Origin of the sequence: Microbacterium sp. S308A+ (assembly GCF_049800815.1) — a bacterium.
Lineage (GTDB): Bacteria > Actinomycetota > Actinomycetes > Actinomycetales > Microbacteriaceae > Microbacterium.
In genome coordinates this window covers 282,530-299,123 of the sequence record NZ_JBNAFT010000002.1, presented here as the reverse complement: position 1 = coordinate 299,123, position 16,594 = coordinate 282,530, and the positions used below count along the sequence as shown (strand labels likewise).

15 protein-coding genes are annotated in these 16,594 nt (G+C 69.5%); 10 read left to right on the top strand and 5 right to left on the bottom strand.

Annotated elements, in window-relative coordinates; translation table 11 throughout:
• Window positions 1–3: 3 nt before the first annotated feature.
• Window positions 4–765 carry an SDR family NAD(P)-dependent oxidoreductase gene (locus ACP15J_RS07195; RefSeq protein ID WP_424936332.1) on the bottom strand — a complete coding sequence of 254 codons (762 nt, stop codon included), beginning with the start codon at window positions 763–765 and terminating at the stop codon, window positions 4–6.
• 91 nt (window positions 766–856) lie between these two features.
• Here ACP15J_RS07195 and ACP15J_RS07190 point away from each other — a divergent pair, with 91 nt between their 5' ends.
• Genes ACP15J_RS07190 through ACP15J_RS07145 form a run of 10 tightly spaced genes read left to right on the top strand, consistent with a single transcriptional unit; the run spans window position 857 to window position 11,808 of the window.
• Entirely contained in the window at window positions 857–2,038 is a 1,182-nt protein-coding gene (locus ACP15J_RS07190) for a CaiB/BaiF CoA transferase family protein (protein ID WP_424936331.1), read from the top strand.
• A complete protein-coding gene (locus ACP15J_RS07185) occupies window positions 2,035–3,228 on the top strand; it encodes a thiolase family protein (RefSeq protein WP_424936330.1) in 1,194 nt (397 codons plus the stop codon). The genes ACP15J_RS07190 and ACP15J_RS07185 overlap by 4 nt, the downstream gene beginning before the upstream one ends.
• 3 nt (window positions 3,229–3,231) lie before the next feature.
• On the top strand, window positions 3,232–4,404 hold the full coding sequence (locus ACP15J_RS07180) for an acyl-CoA dehydrogenase family protein (RefSeq protein WP_424936329.1): 1,173 nt from the start codon (window positions 3,232–3,234) through the stop codon (window positions 4,402–4,404).
• Window positions 4,401–5,231: a crotonase/enoyl-CoA hydratase family protein gene (locus ACP15J_RS07175; protein WP_424936328.1), complete on the top strand. Its 831-nt coding sequence runs from the start codon at window positions 4,401–4,403 to the stop codon at window positions 5,229–5,231. The genes ACP15J_RS07180 and ACP15J_RS07175 overlap by 4 nt, the downstream gene beginning before the upstream one ends.
• Complete coding sequence (locus tag ACP15J_RS07170) at window positions 5,228–6,382, top strand: thiolase family protein (protein WP_424936327.1); 1,155 nt, start codon at window positions 5,228–5,230, stop codon at window positions 6,380–6,382. The genes ACP15J_RS07175 and ACP15J_RS07170 overlap by 4 nt, the downstream gene beginning before the upstream one ends.
• On the top strand, window positions 6,382–6,786 hold the full coding sequence (locus ACP15J_RS07165; protein WP_424936326.1) for a Zn-ribbon domain-containing OB-fold protein: 405 nt from the start codon (window positions 6,382–6,384) through the stop codon (window positions 6,784–6,786). Before ACP15J_RS07170 ends, ACP15J_RS07165 begins: the two co-directional genes overlap by 1 nt.
• Window positions 6,783–7,961 (top strand): CaiB/BaiF CoA transferase family protein, encoded by a 1,179-nt coding sequence (locus tag ACP15J_RS07160; RefSeq protein WP_424936325.1) that lies wholly within the window; start codon window positions 6,783–6,785, stop codon window positions 7,959–7,961. The genes ACP15J_RS07165 and ACP15J_RS07160 overlap by 4 nt, the downstream gene beginning before the upstream one ends.
• A gap of 10 nt (window positions 7,962–7,971) precedes the next feature.
• Entirely contained in the window at window positions 7,972–9,537 is a 1,566-nt protein-coding gene (locus ACP15J_RS07155) for a long-chain-fatty-acid--CoA ligase (RefSeq protein WP_424936324.1), read from the top strand.
• Entirely contained in the window at window positions 9,530–10,564 is a 1,035-nt protein-coding gene (locus ACP15J_RS07150) for a phosphotransferase family protein (RefSeq protein WP_424936323.1), read from the top strand. The genes ACP15J_RS07155 and ACP15J_RS07150 overlap by 8 nt, the downstream gene beginning before the upstream one ends.
• 35 nt (window positions 10,565–10,599) lie before the next feature.
• Window positions 10,600–11,808: an acyl-CoA dehydrogenase family protein gene (locus tag ACP15J_RS07145; RefSeq protein WP_424936322.1), complete on the top strand. Its 1,209-nt coding sequence runs from the start codon at window positions 10,600–10,602 to the stop codon at window positions 11,806–11,808.
• Between the two features lie 11 nt (window positions 11,809–11,819).
• Here ACP15J_RS07145 and ACP15J_RS07140 read toward each other — a convergent pair whose 3' ends face one another.
• The 4 genes from ACP15J_RS07140 to ACP15J_RS07125 are packed head-to-tail and all read right to left on the bottom strand — an operon-like array spanning window position 11,820 to window position 16,532.
• On the bottom strand, window positions 11,820–13,013 hold the full coding sequence (locus ACP15J_RS07140; protein WP_424936321.1) for a peptidase C39 family protein: 1,194 nt from the start codon (window positions 13,011–13,013) through the stop codon (window positions 11,820–11,822).
• Window positions 13,010–14,668, bottom strand: a complete 1,659-nt coding sequence (locus ACP15J_RS07135) for a dipeptide ABC transporter ATP-binding protein (protein ID WP_424936320.1) — start codon at window positions 14,666–14,668, stop codon at window positions 13,010–13,012. The genes ACP15J_RS07140 and ACP15J_RS07135 overlap by 4 nt, the downstream gene beginning before the upstream one ends.
• Entirely contained in the window at window positions 14,665–15,549 is an 885-nt protein-coding gene (locus ACP15J_RS07130) for an ABC transporter permease (RefSeq protein ID WP_424936319.1), read from the bottom strand. The genes ACP15J_RS07135 and ACP15J_RS07130 overlap by 4 nt, the downstream gene beginning before the upstream one ends.
• Window positions 15,546–16,532, bottom strand: coding sequence for an ABC transporter permease (locus ACP15J_RS07125; RefSeq protein ID WP_424936318.1), 987 nt, complete (start codon window positions 16,530–16,532; stop codon window positions 15,546–15,548). The genes ACP15J_RS07130 and ACP15J_RS07125 overlap by 4 nt, the downstream gene beginning before the upstream one ends.
• Window positions 16,533–16,594: the final 62 nt, after the last annotated feature.

The following is a 16,594-nucleotide window of genomic DNA, read 5'->3' as shown; positions in this document are numbered from 1 at the left end:
CACTCAGAGAGCGGCCATACCGCCGTCGACGAGGAGACTCGTGCCTGTCACGTAGGACGAGGCGTCCGAGGCAAGGAAGAGCAACGCGCCATCGAGCTCATGAGTATGCCCCATGCGACCGAGGATGCTCTGTTCCCGCACCATCGCCGCGGTCTGCGGCGATGCCGCATCGGTCATCTCGCTCGCGAAATATCCGGGGCACAGCGCATTGACCCTGATCCCCTTCCGTCCGCTCCATTCCTGCGCGAGGTTCCGCGTCAGGCCCACGACGCCGGCTTTGCTCGCCGCGTACGCGGCCTGCGGAAAACGGGGGGCGATGTGCCCGAGCACACTGGCCACGTTCACGATCGAGGATCCCCGCCCCATCTGCGCGGCGCAGGCCTGCGCCATCCAGAAGGTGCCGTTGAGATTGATGTCGATGACGGCCCGGAAGGCCTCCGGCGTCTCTCTCGACGACGGAGACGCCGTCCCGACGCCAGCGTTGTTCACCAGGACATCGACACGGCCGAACTCCTCCATCGCGTGCTGCGCGGTCGCACGGGCGTCTTCGACCCGCGCGACATCGCCGGGATGGACCAGTACCCTCGCCCCGGCGCGACGCAGCTCGTCCGCCAGACGCTCGAGCCGGTCCACGCGACGAGCGACGAGGACCAGATCGGCGCCGGCCGCGGCAAGGACCCGCGCGAAGCGCGCTCCCAGACCGGAGCTCGAGCCCGTGACGACCGCGCATCTGCCGTCGAGGCGGAACGAGTGCAAAGGATCCATCAGATACTCCTCCGAACGGGTTGACGATTCTGTGCTTGTCCAGCAGAATGCAATTTAGCGAGCGCTAAGTCAAGTCGTCGAAGGAGACCCCATGACCCACACAGCGACCCGACCGCTGGACGGCTACCGGATCGTGGACCTGACCGCCAACGTCGCCGGCCCCCTGGCCACCCAGGTGCTTCGGGACCTCGGCGCGGACGTCATCAAGGTCGAGCCGCCCACGGGCGATCCGTCCCGCCGGATCACGGCCACGGCCGAGGGGATCGAACACACGACTCCATACTTCAGCCCCTTCAACCGCGGCAAGAGGTCCCTCCGGCTGTCGCCGAGGGACCCCGCAGACGCCCGGGTCCTGCAGGGCCTCCTGAAGGAGGCCGACGTGCTCGTCCAGGGGATGCGGCCCGGCGCGCTCGCGCGACACGGCCTCGGCCCAGATGAGGTCGCCGTCGTCAACCCCGACCTCATCTACGCGTCCGTCTCGGCATACGGCAGCGGGAGCCCTCTGCAGGACCGGCCGGGGATCGACATGCTGGTACAGGCCGAGGCGGGGTGTCTGAGCAGCCAGAGCGCGACAGAGGTCCCTCGGCTGATCCCGTTCCAGCTCATCGACGGCGCCACCGGACACGTCCTGGCTCAGGCGGTGCTGGCCGCGCTGCTCCACCGCGAGCGCTTCGGCGTGGTCAACCGTGTCGAGGTCGCTATGTATGACGTCGCGTGCAGCCTCCAGGCGAACTACCTCACGCTCGCCATGGCCATGCCCCCCGAGCTCGGTGCGCTCTCCACCGCTCCCGATGCCAACGGAGGCCGGCGCGCCGTTGCCGTCGAGCCCTCCGGAGTCTTCCGCACCGGAGACGGCGACATCGTCCTCGCCGCCTACGTGCCCGCGCACTGGGAGCGCTTCATCGCGGTCCTGGGAGCCGGGGAGCTCGCCGACGACCCGCGCTACGCCGACCAGGCGTCGCGGTCGATCCACTCCGTCGAACTGCGCGCGCGGATCACCGAGCTCCTCCGCGCTCACGGCGCCGATGAATGGGTGCGACGCCTCGATGCCGCAGGCCTCATGGCCGCGAAGGTGTCGACATGGTCCGAGGTGGTGCGCTCAGAGATCTTCGCGGAACGCGAGCTGCGAGTGACTGCTTCGCAAGACGGCCGCCCGGTGGACGTCCCGCGGACCCCGGCACGGTACTCGGCTTTCGACGATGTCGCCGCGGTCGCGCTTCCCCGCCTCGGTGAACACGATACGCTCGCCACCACGGAAGGAGCGCTCGCATGAGGAGCGCCGTCATCGTCGACATCGTTCGCACCGCCTCCGGCCGGGGCAAGCCCGGAGGCGCGCTGTCGGGCCATCACCCCGTGGACCTCCTCGGGACGATCCTCGCCGCGCTCGTCGAACGGAACGGGCTGGACCCCGCCCAGGTCGAAGACGTGATCACCGGTTGCGTCAGCCAGATCGGCGAGCAGTCCCTCAACATCGGCAGGCAGGCCGTCCTGGCAGCGGGGTGGCCCGAGTCGGTGCCCGCCACCACCGTCGATCGACAGTGCGGTTCCAGCCAGCAGGCCGCGCACTTCGCGGCGCAGGGAGTGCTCGCCGGGGCCTACGACATCGTCGTGGCGGCGGGTGTGGAGTCGATGAGCCGTGTTCCGATGGGCTCATCCGCCGACGGACAGGACCCGCTCGGAGCGGCGGTACGCGACAGGTACGCGGATGGCCTCGTCAATCAGGGCGTCTCCGCCGAGCTCATCGCCCGACGCTGGGACCTCGATCGCGAAGAGTTGGATCGATTCGCCGCACGCTCGCACCAGCGTGCAGCCGAAGCCACCGCAGCCGGAGCCTTCTCCTCCCAGATCGTCCCCGTCGCCATCATCGGGGCCGACGGCTCGGCTGCCGTGCACGAGGTGGACGAGACCATCCGCGCGTCGACCACGACCGAGGCTCTGGCAGCTCTCCCGACGTCGTTTGACACCGACACGATGCGAGAACGATTCCCCGAGCTCGACTGGCGGATCACTCCCGGCAACTCATCGCCGCTCACCGACGGAGCCTCCGCAGCGGTCATCATGGAGGAGCGGACCGCGCAACGCCTGGGGCTGCGGCCCCGTGCCCGTTTCCATTCCTTCGCGGTGGTCGGCGACGATCCCCTCCTCATGCTCACCGCGCCGATCCCGGCCAGCCGCCGCGTGCTCGAGCGGGCCGGGCTCGGGATCGACGACATCGACGTCTACGAGGTCAACGAAGCCTTCGCGCCCGTCCCCCTCGCATGGGCCGCGGAGCTCCACGCAGACCCGGACAGGCTCAATCCGCTCGGCGGCGCGATCGCCCTCGGCCATCCGCTCGGTGCGTCCGGGCTCCGACTGATGTCGACATTGCTGCATCAGCTCGAGGCGACCGGCGGACGCTACGGTCTGCAGACCATGTGCGAAGGCGGCGGCATGGCCAACGCCACGATCATCGAGAGGCTGTGAGCCATGCCCTACGACCTGTACGCGCGACGGGCCTTCTTCGACGACGACCACGAGGCGTTCCGGACGATCGTTCGCGGTTTCCTCGCCCGACACGTCGAAGGCCGCGTGGACGCATGGGAGGAGCAGGGAAACATCCCCCGTGAACTTTGGGACGCCGCCGGCGAGCTCGGGCTTTTCGGCCTGGCCGCCCCGGAGGAGTATGGCGGCGGCGGCGAGTCCGACTACCGCTTCCGTATGGTCGCCATCGAGGAGTTCGCTCGGATCGGGGCGGCTTCGCCCGCGGCGACCATCGCGACGCACGCGGACATCGTCCTCCACTACATCTCGGACCTCGCCACCCCGGAGCAGGCACGGCGCTGGATACCGCCACTGGCCAGCGGGCGGTGGATCGGGGCGATCGCGATGACCGAGCCGGGAACGGGGTCTGACCTGCGCGGCATCCAGGCCGTCGCCGAGCGTGAAGACGACGGATGGGTGCTGAACGGGGCCAAGACCTTCATCAGCAACGGCGTCCATGCCCGGCTGGTGGTCGTCGCGGCCAGGACCGGGCGTGGGCCCGGCGCACCGCTGAGCCTCTTCGTCGTGGAAGACGACACCGCAGGCTTCCGGCGCGGGCCAGCGCTGCGGAAACTGGGCCTGCGGGCGCAGGACACAGCCGAGCTCGGCTTCGACGACGTGCGCCTTCCCGACCACGCGCTCCTGGGCGATGCGGGGGGAGGCCTCCGAGCAATCATCGGCCACCTCCCGCTCGAGCGCCTCAGCATCGCCGCCAACGCCGTCGCCTCGGCCCGTGCCGCTCTGTCCTGGACCATCGAGCACGTCCTGGAGCGGCGAGCCTTCGGCAAGACGCTGGCGGAGTTCCAGAACACCCAGTTCACGATCGCGGAGCTCGTGACCGAGCTGGAGGTCGCCCAGTCCTTCGTGGACGACATGGTGCTGCGGCACAACCGCGGCGAGCTCACCGCCGTCGACGCGGCGAAGGCTAAGTGGTGGGCGACCGAGTCGCACAAGCGGACGGTCGACCGCTGCCTGCAGCTGTTCGGGGGGTACGGGTTCATGCGGGACTACCCGATCGCTCGCGCGTATGCCGACGCCCGCGTCACGACGATCTACGGCGGAACCACCGAGATCATGAAGATCATCATCGCCCGTGACGTACTGGGAGTGCGCTCATGACCGTCGAGGAGAGCACTCCGGCCCGGACCTCCGGCTCTGCCGCCCTGTACGACGTGCGAGGACGCGTCGCACTGATCACCTTCAACAGGCCCTCCGCGCTCAACGCCGTGAACGCACCCCTCTCGACGGCCGTCGGCGCAGGCCTGGAGCGTGCGGCAGCGGACCCCGGGATCCACGCCGTCGTGGTCACGGGCGCGGGCCGCGCGTTCTGCGCCGGAGCCGACCTCAAGGCGCTCGCCCGAGGAGAGTCGCTGACGGCGCAAGACCATCCGGAATGGGGCTTCGCCGGCCTGACCCGGCATTGGATCGACAAGCCGGTCATCGCCGCGGTGAACGGCTACGCGATGGGCGGAGGCACGGAGATCGTGCTCGCGAGCGATCTCGCCGTCGCCGCCGACGACGCCGTGCTCGGGCTCCCCGAGGTCACCCGGGGGCTCATCGCCGCGGCGGGCGGGCTCATCCGGGCACAGCATCAGATCCCCCTCAAACGCGCTCTCGAGATGGCGTTGACCGGGGATCCGATCACCGCGACCACCGCCCAGGAATGGGGCCTGGTCAACAGACTGGTCCCCTCGGGCGAGGTCGTAGGCGCCGCACTCGCGCTCGCGGCGCGCATCGCCGAGAACGCCCCGCTGGCGGTACGCCGCAGCAAGGCGCTCATCCACGCCACGGCGAGCGCGGCCGCCGGATGGGACCCCACCTGGACCGCGACGGAGCCGTGGGCGGCGAATCAGGCGGCCATGGCAGAGGTGTTCGCGTCCTCCGACGCGGTCGAGGGTGCCCGTGCCTTCGCCGAGAGGCGACGCCCGGATTGGACCGGACGATGACCGGGGCCGCCATCGTCGGGCTCGGGACCACGGCGTTCGGCAAGATCTTCGATCGCAGCGCCCAGGAGCTGGCCGCCGAGGCCGTGCGCGCGGCGGTGGCCGATGCAGGCCTGGGGATGGACGCGATCGACGGGCTGCTGGTGACCTCGGGGCTCGGCGGCGAGCTCACGCCGCAGCTCGCCGGAAGGCTCGGCCTTTCCGAGCTTGCCCTCCTGGCGTCCGTGGGGGCGTACGGAGCGAGTGCCGGTGTGATGGTCGGCATGTGTGCGCAGGCGATCGCGGCACGCACCGCAACGACGATCGTGTGCATCTTCGCTGACACCCCGCTCCGTGAGAACACGAGAAGCGGACGGGCCTGGGAGTCTGCCGCCACAGATCTGGAAGGCCCCGCCGGATGGCGGGTCGCCTCCGGCGGAGCAGCGCCCAACGTGCAGTACGCCCTCGCAGCACGACGCCACATGGAGGCCTACGGAACGACGACCGCGCAGCTCGGCGAGATCGCCGTGGCACAACGTCTCTGGGCGGCCGGCAACCCACTGGCTCGGTTCCGGGACCCGATCACCATCGAGGACCATCAGTCCTCACCGTGGATCGCGACTCCACTGCGACGCCTGGACTGCTGCGTGGTCAGCAACGGCGCGGTCGCCGTGGTCGTCACCTCGAGTGAACGGGCGAACGATCTCGCCCGCCCTCCGATCCAGGTGCGCGGCCACGGACAGGCCCACCGCCCGAGACAACTGAGGAACGACTCCTCCTGGGGCCTTGTCACCGCTGCTCCTGATTCGTGGGCGCGTGCCTCGGCGATGGCCGGGGTCACGCTCGACGACCTGGACGTGGTCGAGCTGTACGACTGCTATACCTACACGGTCCTCGTGACCTTGGAGGACTACGGGTTCTGCGCGAAAGGCGAAGGCGGGTCCTTCGTCGAGGAACGACGTCTCCGTCCTGGGGGCGGTCTCGCGTGCAACACGGGCGGAGGACAGCTCTCCTCGTTCTACATGTGGGGCTTCACGCCTCTGAGCGAAGCCGTGCTGCAGCTGCGAGGCGACGGCGGCGAGCGCCAGGTCCCTGGTGCAGAGACCGCCCTGGTCAGCGGGAACGGCGGCATCCTGGAGTACCACTCGACCTTGGTGCTCGGAAGGGACGCATGATGGCGATCCGCGTGATGCGCACCCGTGCCAGCGCTGCCTTCTTCGACGCCGCAGCGGAAGGGGCGCTCCTGCTGTCGGTCTGCGAAGGATGCGGCACCGCGCGAATCCCGACAGAAGACGCCTGCTTCTCCTGCCAGGGAACACGCACGCAGTCCGTCCGTGCCAGGGGCACCGCGACCCTGGTGTCATGGAGCGTCGTGCATCGAAGCATGCTGCCTGGGCTGGACGCCCCCTACGTCGTCGCGCTTGCCGAGCTGGCCGAGGGGCCATGGGCTCTGGTCCGGCTCGTCGCACCGCCCGACATGGGCTTCGCGATCGGAGACCCGCTGACCCTCACGGCGCTGCCCGCCTCTGGCGGGGGCGAGGCGCTGATCGTCGCCGTCCCGGCGGAGGACGACCGATGAGAGGCGGACCCCTCGCCGGAATCTCGATCGTCGAGCTCGGAGGCATCGGGCCTGCACCCTTCGCGGGGATGGTACTCAGCGATCTGGGCGCCGACGTGATCCGCATCGATCGCGTGGCCGGACTGCCGGAGGAGGAGGCCGCGACCCACACGGTGCTGCTGCGCGGACGACGTTCCGTGGGCATCGACCTCAAACAGCCGCAGGGTCGCGACCTCGCTCTGGCGCTCATCTCCCGCGCCGACGGCGTGATCGAGGGCTTTCGGCCGGGGGTCGCCGAACGTCTGGGCCTGGGGCCCGACACGGCCCTGGAACACAACCCGTCACTGGTGTACGGGCGGATGACCGGATGGGGCCAGGACGGACCGCTCGCGCCCACCGCTGGACACGACATCAACTACATCGCCGTGTCCGGGGCGTTGGAGCCCATCAGCGCGGGGGGCGGCTCCCCCACGCCCCCGTTGAACATGCTCGGCGACTTCGGAGGAGGTGCGATGTTCATGGTCGCGGGGATGCTCGCCGCCCTGCTCTCCGTACGCGCCGGCGGCCAGGGCCAGGTCGTGGACGCGGCGATCGTGGACGGCACGGCCCTCATGACGGCCATGCATCGCTCGATGATGGAGGCCGGGCTGTGGAGCGCGCCCCGCGGCGGGAACCTGTTCGACGGGGGCGCCCCCTACTACGGCGTGTACCCGACCGCCGACCGCAAATGGATGGCGGTCGGCGCGATCGAGCCGAAGTTCTACGCCGAGCTGCTGATCGGCCTGGGACTCGACGGCGACATCGACGCGGCGGAGCAGACCGATCCTCGAGTCTGGCCGGCGGTCAGGGCCCGCTTCGCCGCGCGGTTCGCCGAGCGCACGCGGGCGGAATGGGAGCAGGTCTTCGCCGGGCTGGATGCGTGCGTCTCACCGGTGATCGCTCCGCACGAGGTCACCGAGAACGAGCATCTCCGCGCCCGCGGCACCTACACGGTCCGTGATGGAACGGTACAGCCCTCCCCCGCGCCACGGTTCTCGGTGACCCGCGTGGACGGGGTCCGGGAGCAGAGCGCTCCGGGAGCCCACACAGGAGAGGTGCTCGCCGAGCTCGGACTCGACGCCGACACCCTCTGGGCGCTGGTCGCCTCCGAGACCGTCCACTCCTCCGCCGCACCACAGCGCGCACCCCGTCGATAGGAGACCGAGGATGTCCCTTCCCGAACAGTTCACCGAGCTCGAGGCGTCGCGCAGAAGCCACTGGATGGCGCAACTCCGTCGTCATGCCTCCGCCCGACCGGATCAGCCGGCATTGCGGTTCGCCGGCCGGACGACGACCTGGGCGCGCCTGCACGAACGCGTCGCGCTGCTCGCCGGAGCCCTCGCGCGAAGAGGCATCGCGCGGGGAGACCGGGTCGCGATCGCGACGGGCAACCGACCGGAGTTCCTCGAGGCGATGCTCGCTGCCGGATGGCTGGGCGCGGTGGCCGTACCGATCAACTTCCGCTTCGCGGCGCCGGAGATCACCTACACGTTGGACGACTGCGGCGCTCGGATCCTGGTCGTCGACGAGCTCACCGCCGAGGCGGCCCGCGCCGCGGCGTCCGCCGCGCTCACGCCGCCCGTGATCATCGACCTCTCCCACACCCACGACCTCGCCTTCGAGGCGCTCCTGTCCGAGGGCGGCCCCGCGCCGTTCATCGACGTCCGTGAAGACGAGCCCGCACTGATCATGTACACATCGGGGACCACCGGCCGCCCGAAGGGCGCCGTGCTGACCCACAGGAACCTCGTCGCCCAGGCGGTGACGATCATCCGCGCCTTCCAGATGAGCGGAGACGGCGAGTCGAGCCTCATCGCCTCCCCGCTGTTCCACATCGGAGCGCTCGGCTCGGTCGCGCCGTGCCTGCACATCGGTGCGACCATCGTTATCGCCCCGACCGGGGCGTTCGACGCCGAGGTGATCCTCGATCTGATGGAGGTCGAAGGCGTCTCCACGTGCTTCTTGGTGCCCACTCAGTGGCAGGCGCTCTGCGATAGCCCGACGGTCGCGGGGCGGGACCTCTCGACGTTGCGGATCCTCGGCTGGGGCGCCGCGCCCGCCAGCGAGTCGCTTCTGCGACGCATGGCCGAGACCTTTCCCCAGAGCAGTGCCGTCGCCCTCTTCGGACAGACAGAGATGTCCCCGGTCACCTGCGTGCTGGAGGCGAAGGACGCCATCCGCCGGCTGGGATCCGTGGGCCGTCCGATCCCCACCGTCGATGTCCGGGTGATCGGCAGCGACGGCGAGGACGTGCCCATCGGCGAGGTCGGCGAGATCGTCTACCGTGGCGTCGGCCTCATGCAGGGCTACTGGGGCCGGCCGGAGGCGACCGCCGAGGCGTTCGAGGGCGGCTGGTTCCACTCCGGCGACCTCGTACGCCGCGACGAAGAGGGATTCGTCTACGTCGTGGACCGCGCGAAGGACATGATCATCTCCGGAGGAGAGAACATCTACTCCACCGAGGTCGAGAACGCGCTCGCAGAGCACCCTCTTGTCGCCGACGTCGCTGTCGTCGCGATGCCTCATCCCGTGTGGGGCGAAACGCCTGTCGCCTTCGTCGTGCCCGTTCGCCCCGACGCCCCGCTCAGCATCGAGGACCTGCGCGCGCACGGAGCCAGCCTCCTGGCCCGATACAAGCTGCCCACCGCGTTGCGTCTCGTCCAGACTCTGCCGCGCAACCCCGCCGGCAAGGTGCTCAAGCCGGTTCTCAGAGAGATGATCTCCCATGACTGAGCACATCGAACGAGCGCTTCGCCCTGCCCGCCTGGGACCTGAACTGGCCGAGGCCCTCGGGGAGGCTGCCTGGAGAGAGTTCGACGCTGAGCTGATCGCCGGCGGGAAGTCGAACCTCACCTACCGCATCACGGCGGGCGGCCACTCGGTGATCCTGCGCAGACCGCCACTAGGAGACCTCCTCCCCCGTGCGCACGACATGTCCCGGGAACGCCGTGTGCTGGAGGCGCTGGCGCACACGGACGTCCCGGTTCCCCGTGTCCTCGCGGCAGGAGGACCCGAGGGGGCGCTCGGCGTCGACTACTACGTCATGGAGGTCGTCCCCGGCGTCGTCGTGCGAGAGGCGCTGCCTGCGGGTTTCACCGACAGCGCCGCACAACGCGCAGCGATCGCGGGCGCCCTCGTCGACACGCTGGCGGCCGTGCACGACGTCGATCCGGATGCCGTGGGACTCACCGGCTACGGCCGGCCCGACGGATACTTCGCCCGGCAGCTGATCCGTTGGTCCGGGCAGTCGGCACGCAGCGGAGACCCCTCTCCCGCGGTGGACGCGCTTCGTCGAGAGCTCGCCGAACGACTCCCCGACGATCAGGCCCGCCCCCGTGTGGTGCACGGCGACTATCGCATCGACAACTGCGTGCTCGACGCCCGCGACCCCGGTCGTGTGAACGGAGTCCTGGACTGGGAGCTCTCCACGCTGGGCGATCCCCTCGCCGACCTCGGACTGCTTCTGTTCTCCTGGCGCGAGCCGGGAGAGGAGGCGTGGGCCCTGGCACCGGCGCCGACGCGGGTATCCGGCTTCCCCGACCGTTCCTGGCTGATCGACCGATATGCCCAGCGCACGGGCGCCGACCTGTCAGCGCTGGGCTTCGCCTGGGCCTTCGCTCACTTCAAGTTCGCGGTCATCACTCAGGGCGTCGCGACCCGGGTCCGCTCAGGGGCGATGGCGGGGCAGGACTTCGGAGATCTCGCCGGGGAGGCGACACGTGTCGCCGAGGCGGGACTGACCGCGCTCCGCGGACTCTGACAGACGCTCGGAAGGGCTGAGAAAGGGAGGACGGCATGGACTTCGCGCCGACCGCGCTCGCCGTCGACATGCAGGAGCGCATGTGGGCTTTCATGCACGAACGGATCTTTCCCGCCGAGCCCATCTGGGCGGAGCAGCTCATCGAGCTCGGTGAGCACGCCTATCCGCCGATCATGGACGAGCTCAAGCACGAGGCCCGCCGACGCGGGCTCTGGAACCTCTTCCTCCCCGCGCTCTCCGGGATGTCCAATCTGGAGTACAGCGCGATCGCGGAGATCACCGGCTGGTCTCCGGTCATCGCCCCGGAGGCGATCAACTGCCAGGCGCCCGACACGGGGAACATGGAGCTGCTCCACCTCTTCGCCACGCCCGAACAGCGAGCACGCTGGCTCGATCCCCTCCTCGCCGGCGAGATCCGCTCCGCCTACGCCATGACGGAGCCGGCGGTGGCGTCCTCGGACGCCACGAACATCGCCACCTCGATCGTGCGCGACGGCGATGAGTACGTCATCGATGGCCGCAAGTGGTGGATCACCGGGGCGGCCGACGAACGCTGCACGCTGTTCATCGTCATGGGAAAGACCGATCCGTCCGCCGACAGGCATCGACAGCAGTCGCTGGTGCTGGTCCCGAGAGAGACGCCAGGACTGACCGTCGTCCGGCATCTCCCGCTTTTCGGCTATCAGGACCAGCACGGACACTCCGAGCTGGTCTTCGACGGGGTCCGGGTGCCGCGGTCCCATCTGCTCGGTGAGGAGGGATCGGGGTTCGCGCTTGCCCAGGCCCGTCTCGGCCCCGGACGAATCCACCACGCGATGCGCGCGATCGGGATGGCCGAACGTGCCCTCGACCTCCTGGTCCGCCGCGCGCAGGAGCGGACCGCGTTCGGACGCACTCTGGCGTCACAGGGCGCGGTGCAGGACATGATCGCCATGTCGCGGATCGAGATCGAGCAGGTGCGGCTGCTCGTCCAGAAGACCGCATGGCTCATCGACGTCCACGGCGCACGGGGCGCAGCCACCGAGATCGCAGCCATCAAGGTGGCTGCGCCCCGGGTGGCCGTCGACGTGATCGACCGGGCCATCGAGGTGCACGGCGCGGCCGGGGTAAGCGACGACACACCGCTGGCCTACTTCTCCGCATGGGCACGAGCACTGCGGATCGTCGACGGCCCGGACGCCGTGCACCGTCGGACCATCGCCGCCCGGGAGCTGAAGAGCCGCCCCCTCCCGCCGAGGAGGTGATCCGACAGGACTCAGCGTGTCGCCGGTCCGTCGTCCTGCTCTGGCGGCGAGAGCAGGATCACAGCCCTATAGGCGTCCGCCCCGCCGAGTGACGACATCTCGTCCAGGGCAGAGGGGGTCAGCGGCAGCTGCGTCCCATCGACCCAGCTCTCGCCCCGATCGGCCGCGACCCACGGGTCCTGCGCCATGAGGAGCCCGTCCCGCACCCCGTGCACGACGATCCAATGGCCGCCGAGGTCTCCCGGATGCATAGTCGACTGAGAGATCATCACCATCGCGACGGCACCGTCTGCCACCTCCCGGACGATGTCCGCGGCGACGAGGCGTGTCGCATGGACGGGGATGCCCAACTCGCGGGCGCGACGACGCAGATCGTTCTGCAAAGCCACGGTGCGCTCGCGGAACTCGGCGTATTGCGCGTCATACCATTCGAGAGCCGCGCCGGCCAGGGCCGCGCGCACGTCGGCACGAAAACCGGATGCGACCGGCACGACGAACGGTGCCTCCCGGTCCATGTACAGGCGCACCTGTGCCTCCTCCGGGCGCAGCAGCATCTCTCGGAGAGCGACCACGAGCCCATAGGGCTCGCAGGGAAACGACATCGTCGCCCTGCGCCACACCGACATCTCCCGGTCGTGGTTGCGGTTCCAGCTCTGCTCTCCGGAGACCTGTGGGGCGGCGAAGAGGGAGGCCCCCAGCAGGGCCGAGACCGGGCCGCATGTGTAGGCCACCGTCTGCCGGTAGTACGGAACCCGGCGGGCGAGCTCGCCTGTCCCCAGCCACAGCATGTATCCGTCCTGGGGCTGCTCCGAGCCAGGCCCCGAGCGGATCGGCGCGTCGAGCCGGGAGAATCCCCGCTTCTCCGCCCACTCTGCGTCAGCCCGGCGGCGCGCCTCCCACTTCACGCACATCTGCCCTCGCCGGCGGGCGTCCTCGATGACCGTGTCCAGAAGGCCAGGGACGAGCTCGGGATCGTCGGCGACGACGTCGACGATCTTCAGGGCCGCGGACCCGGCCCTAGACGTCGTCAGTGCGGCCGCCGTATGCCGCCCGTCGCGGTGGAAGTAGACGACGGGGCCATAGCCCGTGCGATCGAGCGTCCATCTCGCCCTTTCGTCGTCGGAAGGGAGAAGAGCCGCCAGTCGGGGATCGAGCTCTTCTCCGGGCGCGACGTCACGTCGCAGGACCGTCCTCCCCCCGCTCATCGCACACCCCCGCCGGCGTCGGCACTTGGCAGGGATCGCGGCGCGGCGGCGATGAGCTCGCGGGTGTATGCCTCTTCTGGCCTGGTGAAGACCCGCTCCACCCCGCCGGTCTCGACCACGACGCCGTGACGCAGGACCATGACGTCGTGAGCGATGTCCTTGACCACCGCGAGATCGTGCGAGATGAAGAGGATCCCCAGCCCCAGGTCCGCCTGGAGCTCGTCGAGCAGCTCCAGGATCTGCGCCTGCACGGACACGTCGAGCGCGCTGGTCGGCTCATCGCACACGAGCAGATCGGGTTCGAGCACGAGAGAGCGAGCGATGGCCACACGCTGTCGCTGGCCGCCGGACAGCTCTCGCGGGCGCTGCGAGAGAACTCGGGAGGGAAGCGCGACGCGATCGAGCATCGCCTCCGCCCGTGAACGTCGTTCGACGGCGTTTCCGACGCCGAACGCCCGCAAGGGCTCCTCGACGATCGTCCGGACCGACTGTCGCGGAGAGAGGGACGTGAAGGGGTTCTGATACACCACCTGCATGCGCCGGCGGACCTGACGCAGCCGTTCGCCCCTCTGGAGCGAGATGTCGGCGCCGTCGAAGATGATCTGTCCCCGGTCCTGGTCCTCCAGCCGCAAGGCGATCCGCGCAAGGGTCGACTTCCCGGAGCCGGATTCGCCGACCACACCGAGGGTCCGTCCCCGGTCGATGGTGAACGACACGTCCTCCAGCGCCAGCAGACTGCCGCCCCCGGGCAGGTCGAACTCCTTGCGGATCGCCCGCGCCTCCAGCAGCGGAGAGGTCGGGGCCTTCGGCGACGACGTCATGCGGAAGGGCCTCGCGCCGGGGAGGGCGCCGAGCAGACGACGAGTGTACGAGTCCTGCGGGCTCTCGAGGACCGACTCCACGGTCCCCTGCTCCACGATCCGTCCTCGGTTCATGACCAACAGCCTGTCAGCCCGCTCGGCGGCGACGCCGAGGTCATGGGTGACCAGCAGCATCGCCATCCCCTGCTCTCCCACCAGTTCCGAAAGCTGATCGAGGATGTGCCGCTGCACGGTCACGTCGAGCGCCGATGTGGGCTCGTCCGCGATGAGAAGTCGCGGAGCGCACGCTGTCGCCATCGCGATGAGCACGCGCTGCCGCATTCCCCCCGAGAGGTGGTGCTGGTACTGGCGGGCACGGGCAGCCGGTTCGCTCAGTCCCGCCTTACCGAGCAACCCGACCGCTGTCTCGAGCGCCTGCGCTCGCGAGACACCTCGATGGATCGTCAACGGCTCCGCCACCTGGGTGCCGATTCTGAGGACGGGATTCAGAGAGCTCATCGGATCCTGCGGGACCCATCCGATCCGGTCGCCGCGCACCGCCCGCCATTCCTTCTCCGACTTCTCCAGGAGATCGTCGCCGTCGAAGCGGAGCACGTCGGCCCCGGCCGTCCCGTTGCCCGGGAGCATGCCGACGAGGGTCTGAGCGATGGTGCTCTTCCCCGACCCCGACTCACCGACGAGAGCGACCACCTCGCCGGGCGCGATGTCGAAGGACACCCCCTGCACGATCGCTCTCGCACTCCCGCGCGTGCGATAGGCCACCTCCAGCCCTCTGACCGTCAGCAGCGGACCGGCCTCGGGCGAAGAGAGTCGCGGGGACGCTGCGGGGATCATCGGGACGCCTCCGTCATGGACTTCGAGATGCGGTTGGTGGAGAGGACGAGGAGGGTGATCGCCAACCCCGGCAACGTCGCGATCCACCAGGACGTCGCGATGAAGTCGCGCCCGTCGGCCACCAGCCTGCCCCATTCGGGGGTCGGCGGCGCGGCACCGTATCCGAGGAAGCTCAGGGCCGACACGGCGAGGATCGCGATGCCGAACTCCAGCGCGACCAGTGCGAGCACCGGACCGGCCGCGTTGGGAAGCACGTGACGCAGCAGCACCGCGTGCCAGCGCACCCCCGCTGCTCGTGCGGCCTCGACGTACAGCTCGCTGCGCACGCGGACGACGTCGGACCGCATGAGGCGCGCGAAGCTCGCGATGCTCGCGACCCCCACGGCCACGGCCACGTTCACGAGCCCGTAGCCGAGCACGGTGATGATCGTCATCGACAGGAGAAGGGCGGGGATCGCCAGCAGGGTGTCGATCAGACGCATCAGGACTCCTTCCACCCGTCCTCCGGCGAATCCTGCGAGCAGTCCGATCGCCGAGCCGACGACCGCCGCGATGGCGACGGCGATCAGAACGGCCATCACCGAGTTCGCAGCGCCATGCACCACCCGCGCGAAGAGGTCGCGTCCGAGACCATCGGTTCCGAAGGGATGTTCCGGCGACGGCGGGCGCAAGCGGTCGCCGACGACGCCTTCGACGGGGCTGTACGGAGTGAAGGCGCTCGGAAGGAGCACCCAGGCGATCACGAGGATCACGTAGAGGACAGCGAGGACGAGACCGATGTTCCGCCCGGCGACGCCGAGGGCCCGGTGCAGCCACGGACGATCACGGCGGAGGAGATCTTCGCGTCTCGTCGCTATGCTCTTCGTCTCGGTGACGGTCATGATGCTCCTCCGGTCGGGACGAGTGATCGCCGAGGGGACCGCGACGCCCGCCCACGCAGTCGCGGGTCCACCACGGTGTAGAGGATGTCGACGACGAGGGTGACGACGACGAAGACGACCGCGGAGAAGACGACCAGCCCCAGCACGAGCGGTATGTCCTGAGAACCGACGGCCTCGTTGATGAGGCGCCCGAAGCCCTGACGGGCGAAGACCGTCTCCACCACCACGGCTCCCGCCAGCAGCTGGCCGATCAGGACGCCCAGGATCGTCAACGCGGGGAGTGCGGAGGCACGCATGACGTGGACGAACAGAAGTCGCAGCCGACCGACGCCCTTGGCAACGGCGACGCCGACATAAGGCTCCGCCATCGTCGCAAGCAGGCCCTGAGTGAGCACCTGTCCTACTGCGGCGGTCACGGGGACGGCGAGAGCGAGGGTGGGAAGCACCATCGTCGCCGGTCCCTCCGATCCGAGCGGAGGCACCAGGCGGAGCCGGAAGGCCAGCAGGTCCATGAGGATCAGCGCCACCCAGAAGGTGGGAAGCGAGGCACCGACGGACGGAAGCGTCTCCAGCAGCGAGCGCAGACGAGCCGATCGGGTGTAGGCAGCCGCGACAGCGAGAGCGAGACCCGCCAGGCCGCCGAGGAGGAGGGCGAGCGCGGCGATGGCCGCTGTGCCAGGAAAGGCACCGGCGATCAGATCGAAGACCCCGTGCCCGGTGTGGAAAGAGCGTCCCCAGCCCCCAGTCAGAAAGCCACCGAGCATGCTCAGGTACTGCAGGATCAGGGGGCGGTCGAGGCCAAGCTCCGCCCGGAGCAGGGCGACCTGCTCCGGGTCGGGCTGGCCGCCCTGCTCCGTGCCGCGATTGGCGATGATCTCGGCCGGGTCCGAGGGAAGGAGGTAGAGGATCACGAAGCAGACTGTGAAGGCCGCCCATACGACGAAGATCCCTTGCAACAGTCGGAGCACGACATACCTGGTCATCTACCGGTCCTTCCTCTCACTGCTGGTCCTCTGCCGCCATGCCGGGTCCGCCCCCGGTGCCG

What these genes read in the sequence shown, in the direction of transcription:
- ACP15J_RS07195 (WP_424936332.1), bottom strand. Translation starts at nt 765, where the DNA reads ATGGATCCTTTGCACTCGTTCCGCCTCGACGGCAGATGCGCGGTCGTC.
- ACP15J_RS07190 (WP_424936331.1), top strand. Translation starts at nt 857, where the DNA reads ATGACCCACACAGCGACCCGACCGCTGGACGGCTACCGGATCGTGGAC.
- ACP15J_RS07185 (WP_424936330.1), top strand. Translation starts at nt 2,035, where the DNA reads ATGAGGAGCGCCGTCATCGTCGACATCGTTCGCACCGCCTCCGGCCGG.
- ACP15J_RS07180 (WP_424936329.1), top strand. Translation starts at nt 3,232, where the DNA reads ATGCCCTACGACCTGTACGCGCGACGGGCCTTCTTCGACGACGACCAC.
- ACP15J_RS07175 (WP_424936328.1), top strand. Translation starts at nt 4,401, where the DNA reads ATGACCGTCGAGGAGAGCACTCCGGCCCGGACCTCCGGCTCTGCCGCC.
- ACP15J_RS07170 (WP_424936327.1), top strand. Translation starts at nt 5,228, where the DNA reads ATGACCGGGGCCGCCATCGTCGGGCTCGGGACCACGGCGTTCGGCAAG.
- ACP15J_RS07165 (WP_424936326.1), top strand. Translation starts at nt 6,382, where the DNA reads ATGGCGATCCGCGTGATGCGCACCCGTGCCAGCGCTGCCTTCTTCGAC.
- ACP15J_RS07160 (WP_424936325.1), top strand. Translation starts at nt 6,783, where the DNA reads ATGAGAGGCGGACCCCTCGCCGGAATCTCGATCGTCGAGCTCGGAGGC.
- ACP15J_RS07155 (WP_424936324.1), top strand. Translation starts at nt 7,972, where the DNA reads ATGTCCCTTCCCGAACAGTTCACCGAGCTCGAGGCGTCGCGCAGAAGC.
- ACP15J_RS07150 (WP_424936323.1), top strand. Translation starts at nt 9,530, where the DNA reads ATGACTGAGCACATCGAACGAGCGCTTCGCCCTGCCCGCCTGGGACCT.
- ACP15J_RS07145 (WP_424936322.1), top strand. Translation starts at nt 10,600, where the DNA reads ATGGACTTCGCGCCGACCGCGCTCGCCGTCGACATGCAGGAGCGCATG.
- ACP15J_RS07140 (WP_424936321.1), bottom strand. Translation starts at nt 13,013, where the DNA reads ATGAGCGGGGGGAGGACGGTCCTGCGACGTGACGTCGCGCCCGGAGAA.
- ACP15J_RS07135 (WP_424936320.1), bottom strand. Translation starts at nt 14,668, where the DNA reads ATGATCCCCGCAGCGTCCCCGCGACTCTCTTCGCCCGAGGCCGGTCCG.
- ACP15J_RS07130 (WP_424936319.1), bottom strand. Translation starts at nt 15,549, where the DNA reads ATGACCGTCACCGAGACGAAGAGCATAGCGACGAGACGCGAAGATCTC.
- ACP15J_RS07125 (WP_424936318.1), bottom strand. Translation starts at nt 16,532, where the DNA reads ATGACCAGGTATGTCGTGCTCCGACTGTTGCAAGGGATCTTCGTCGTA.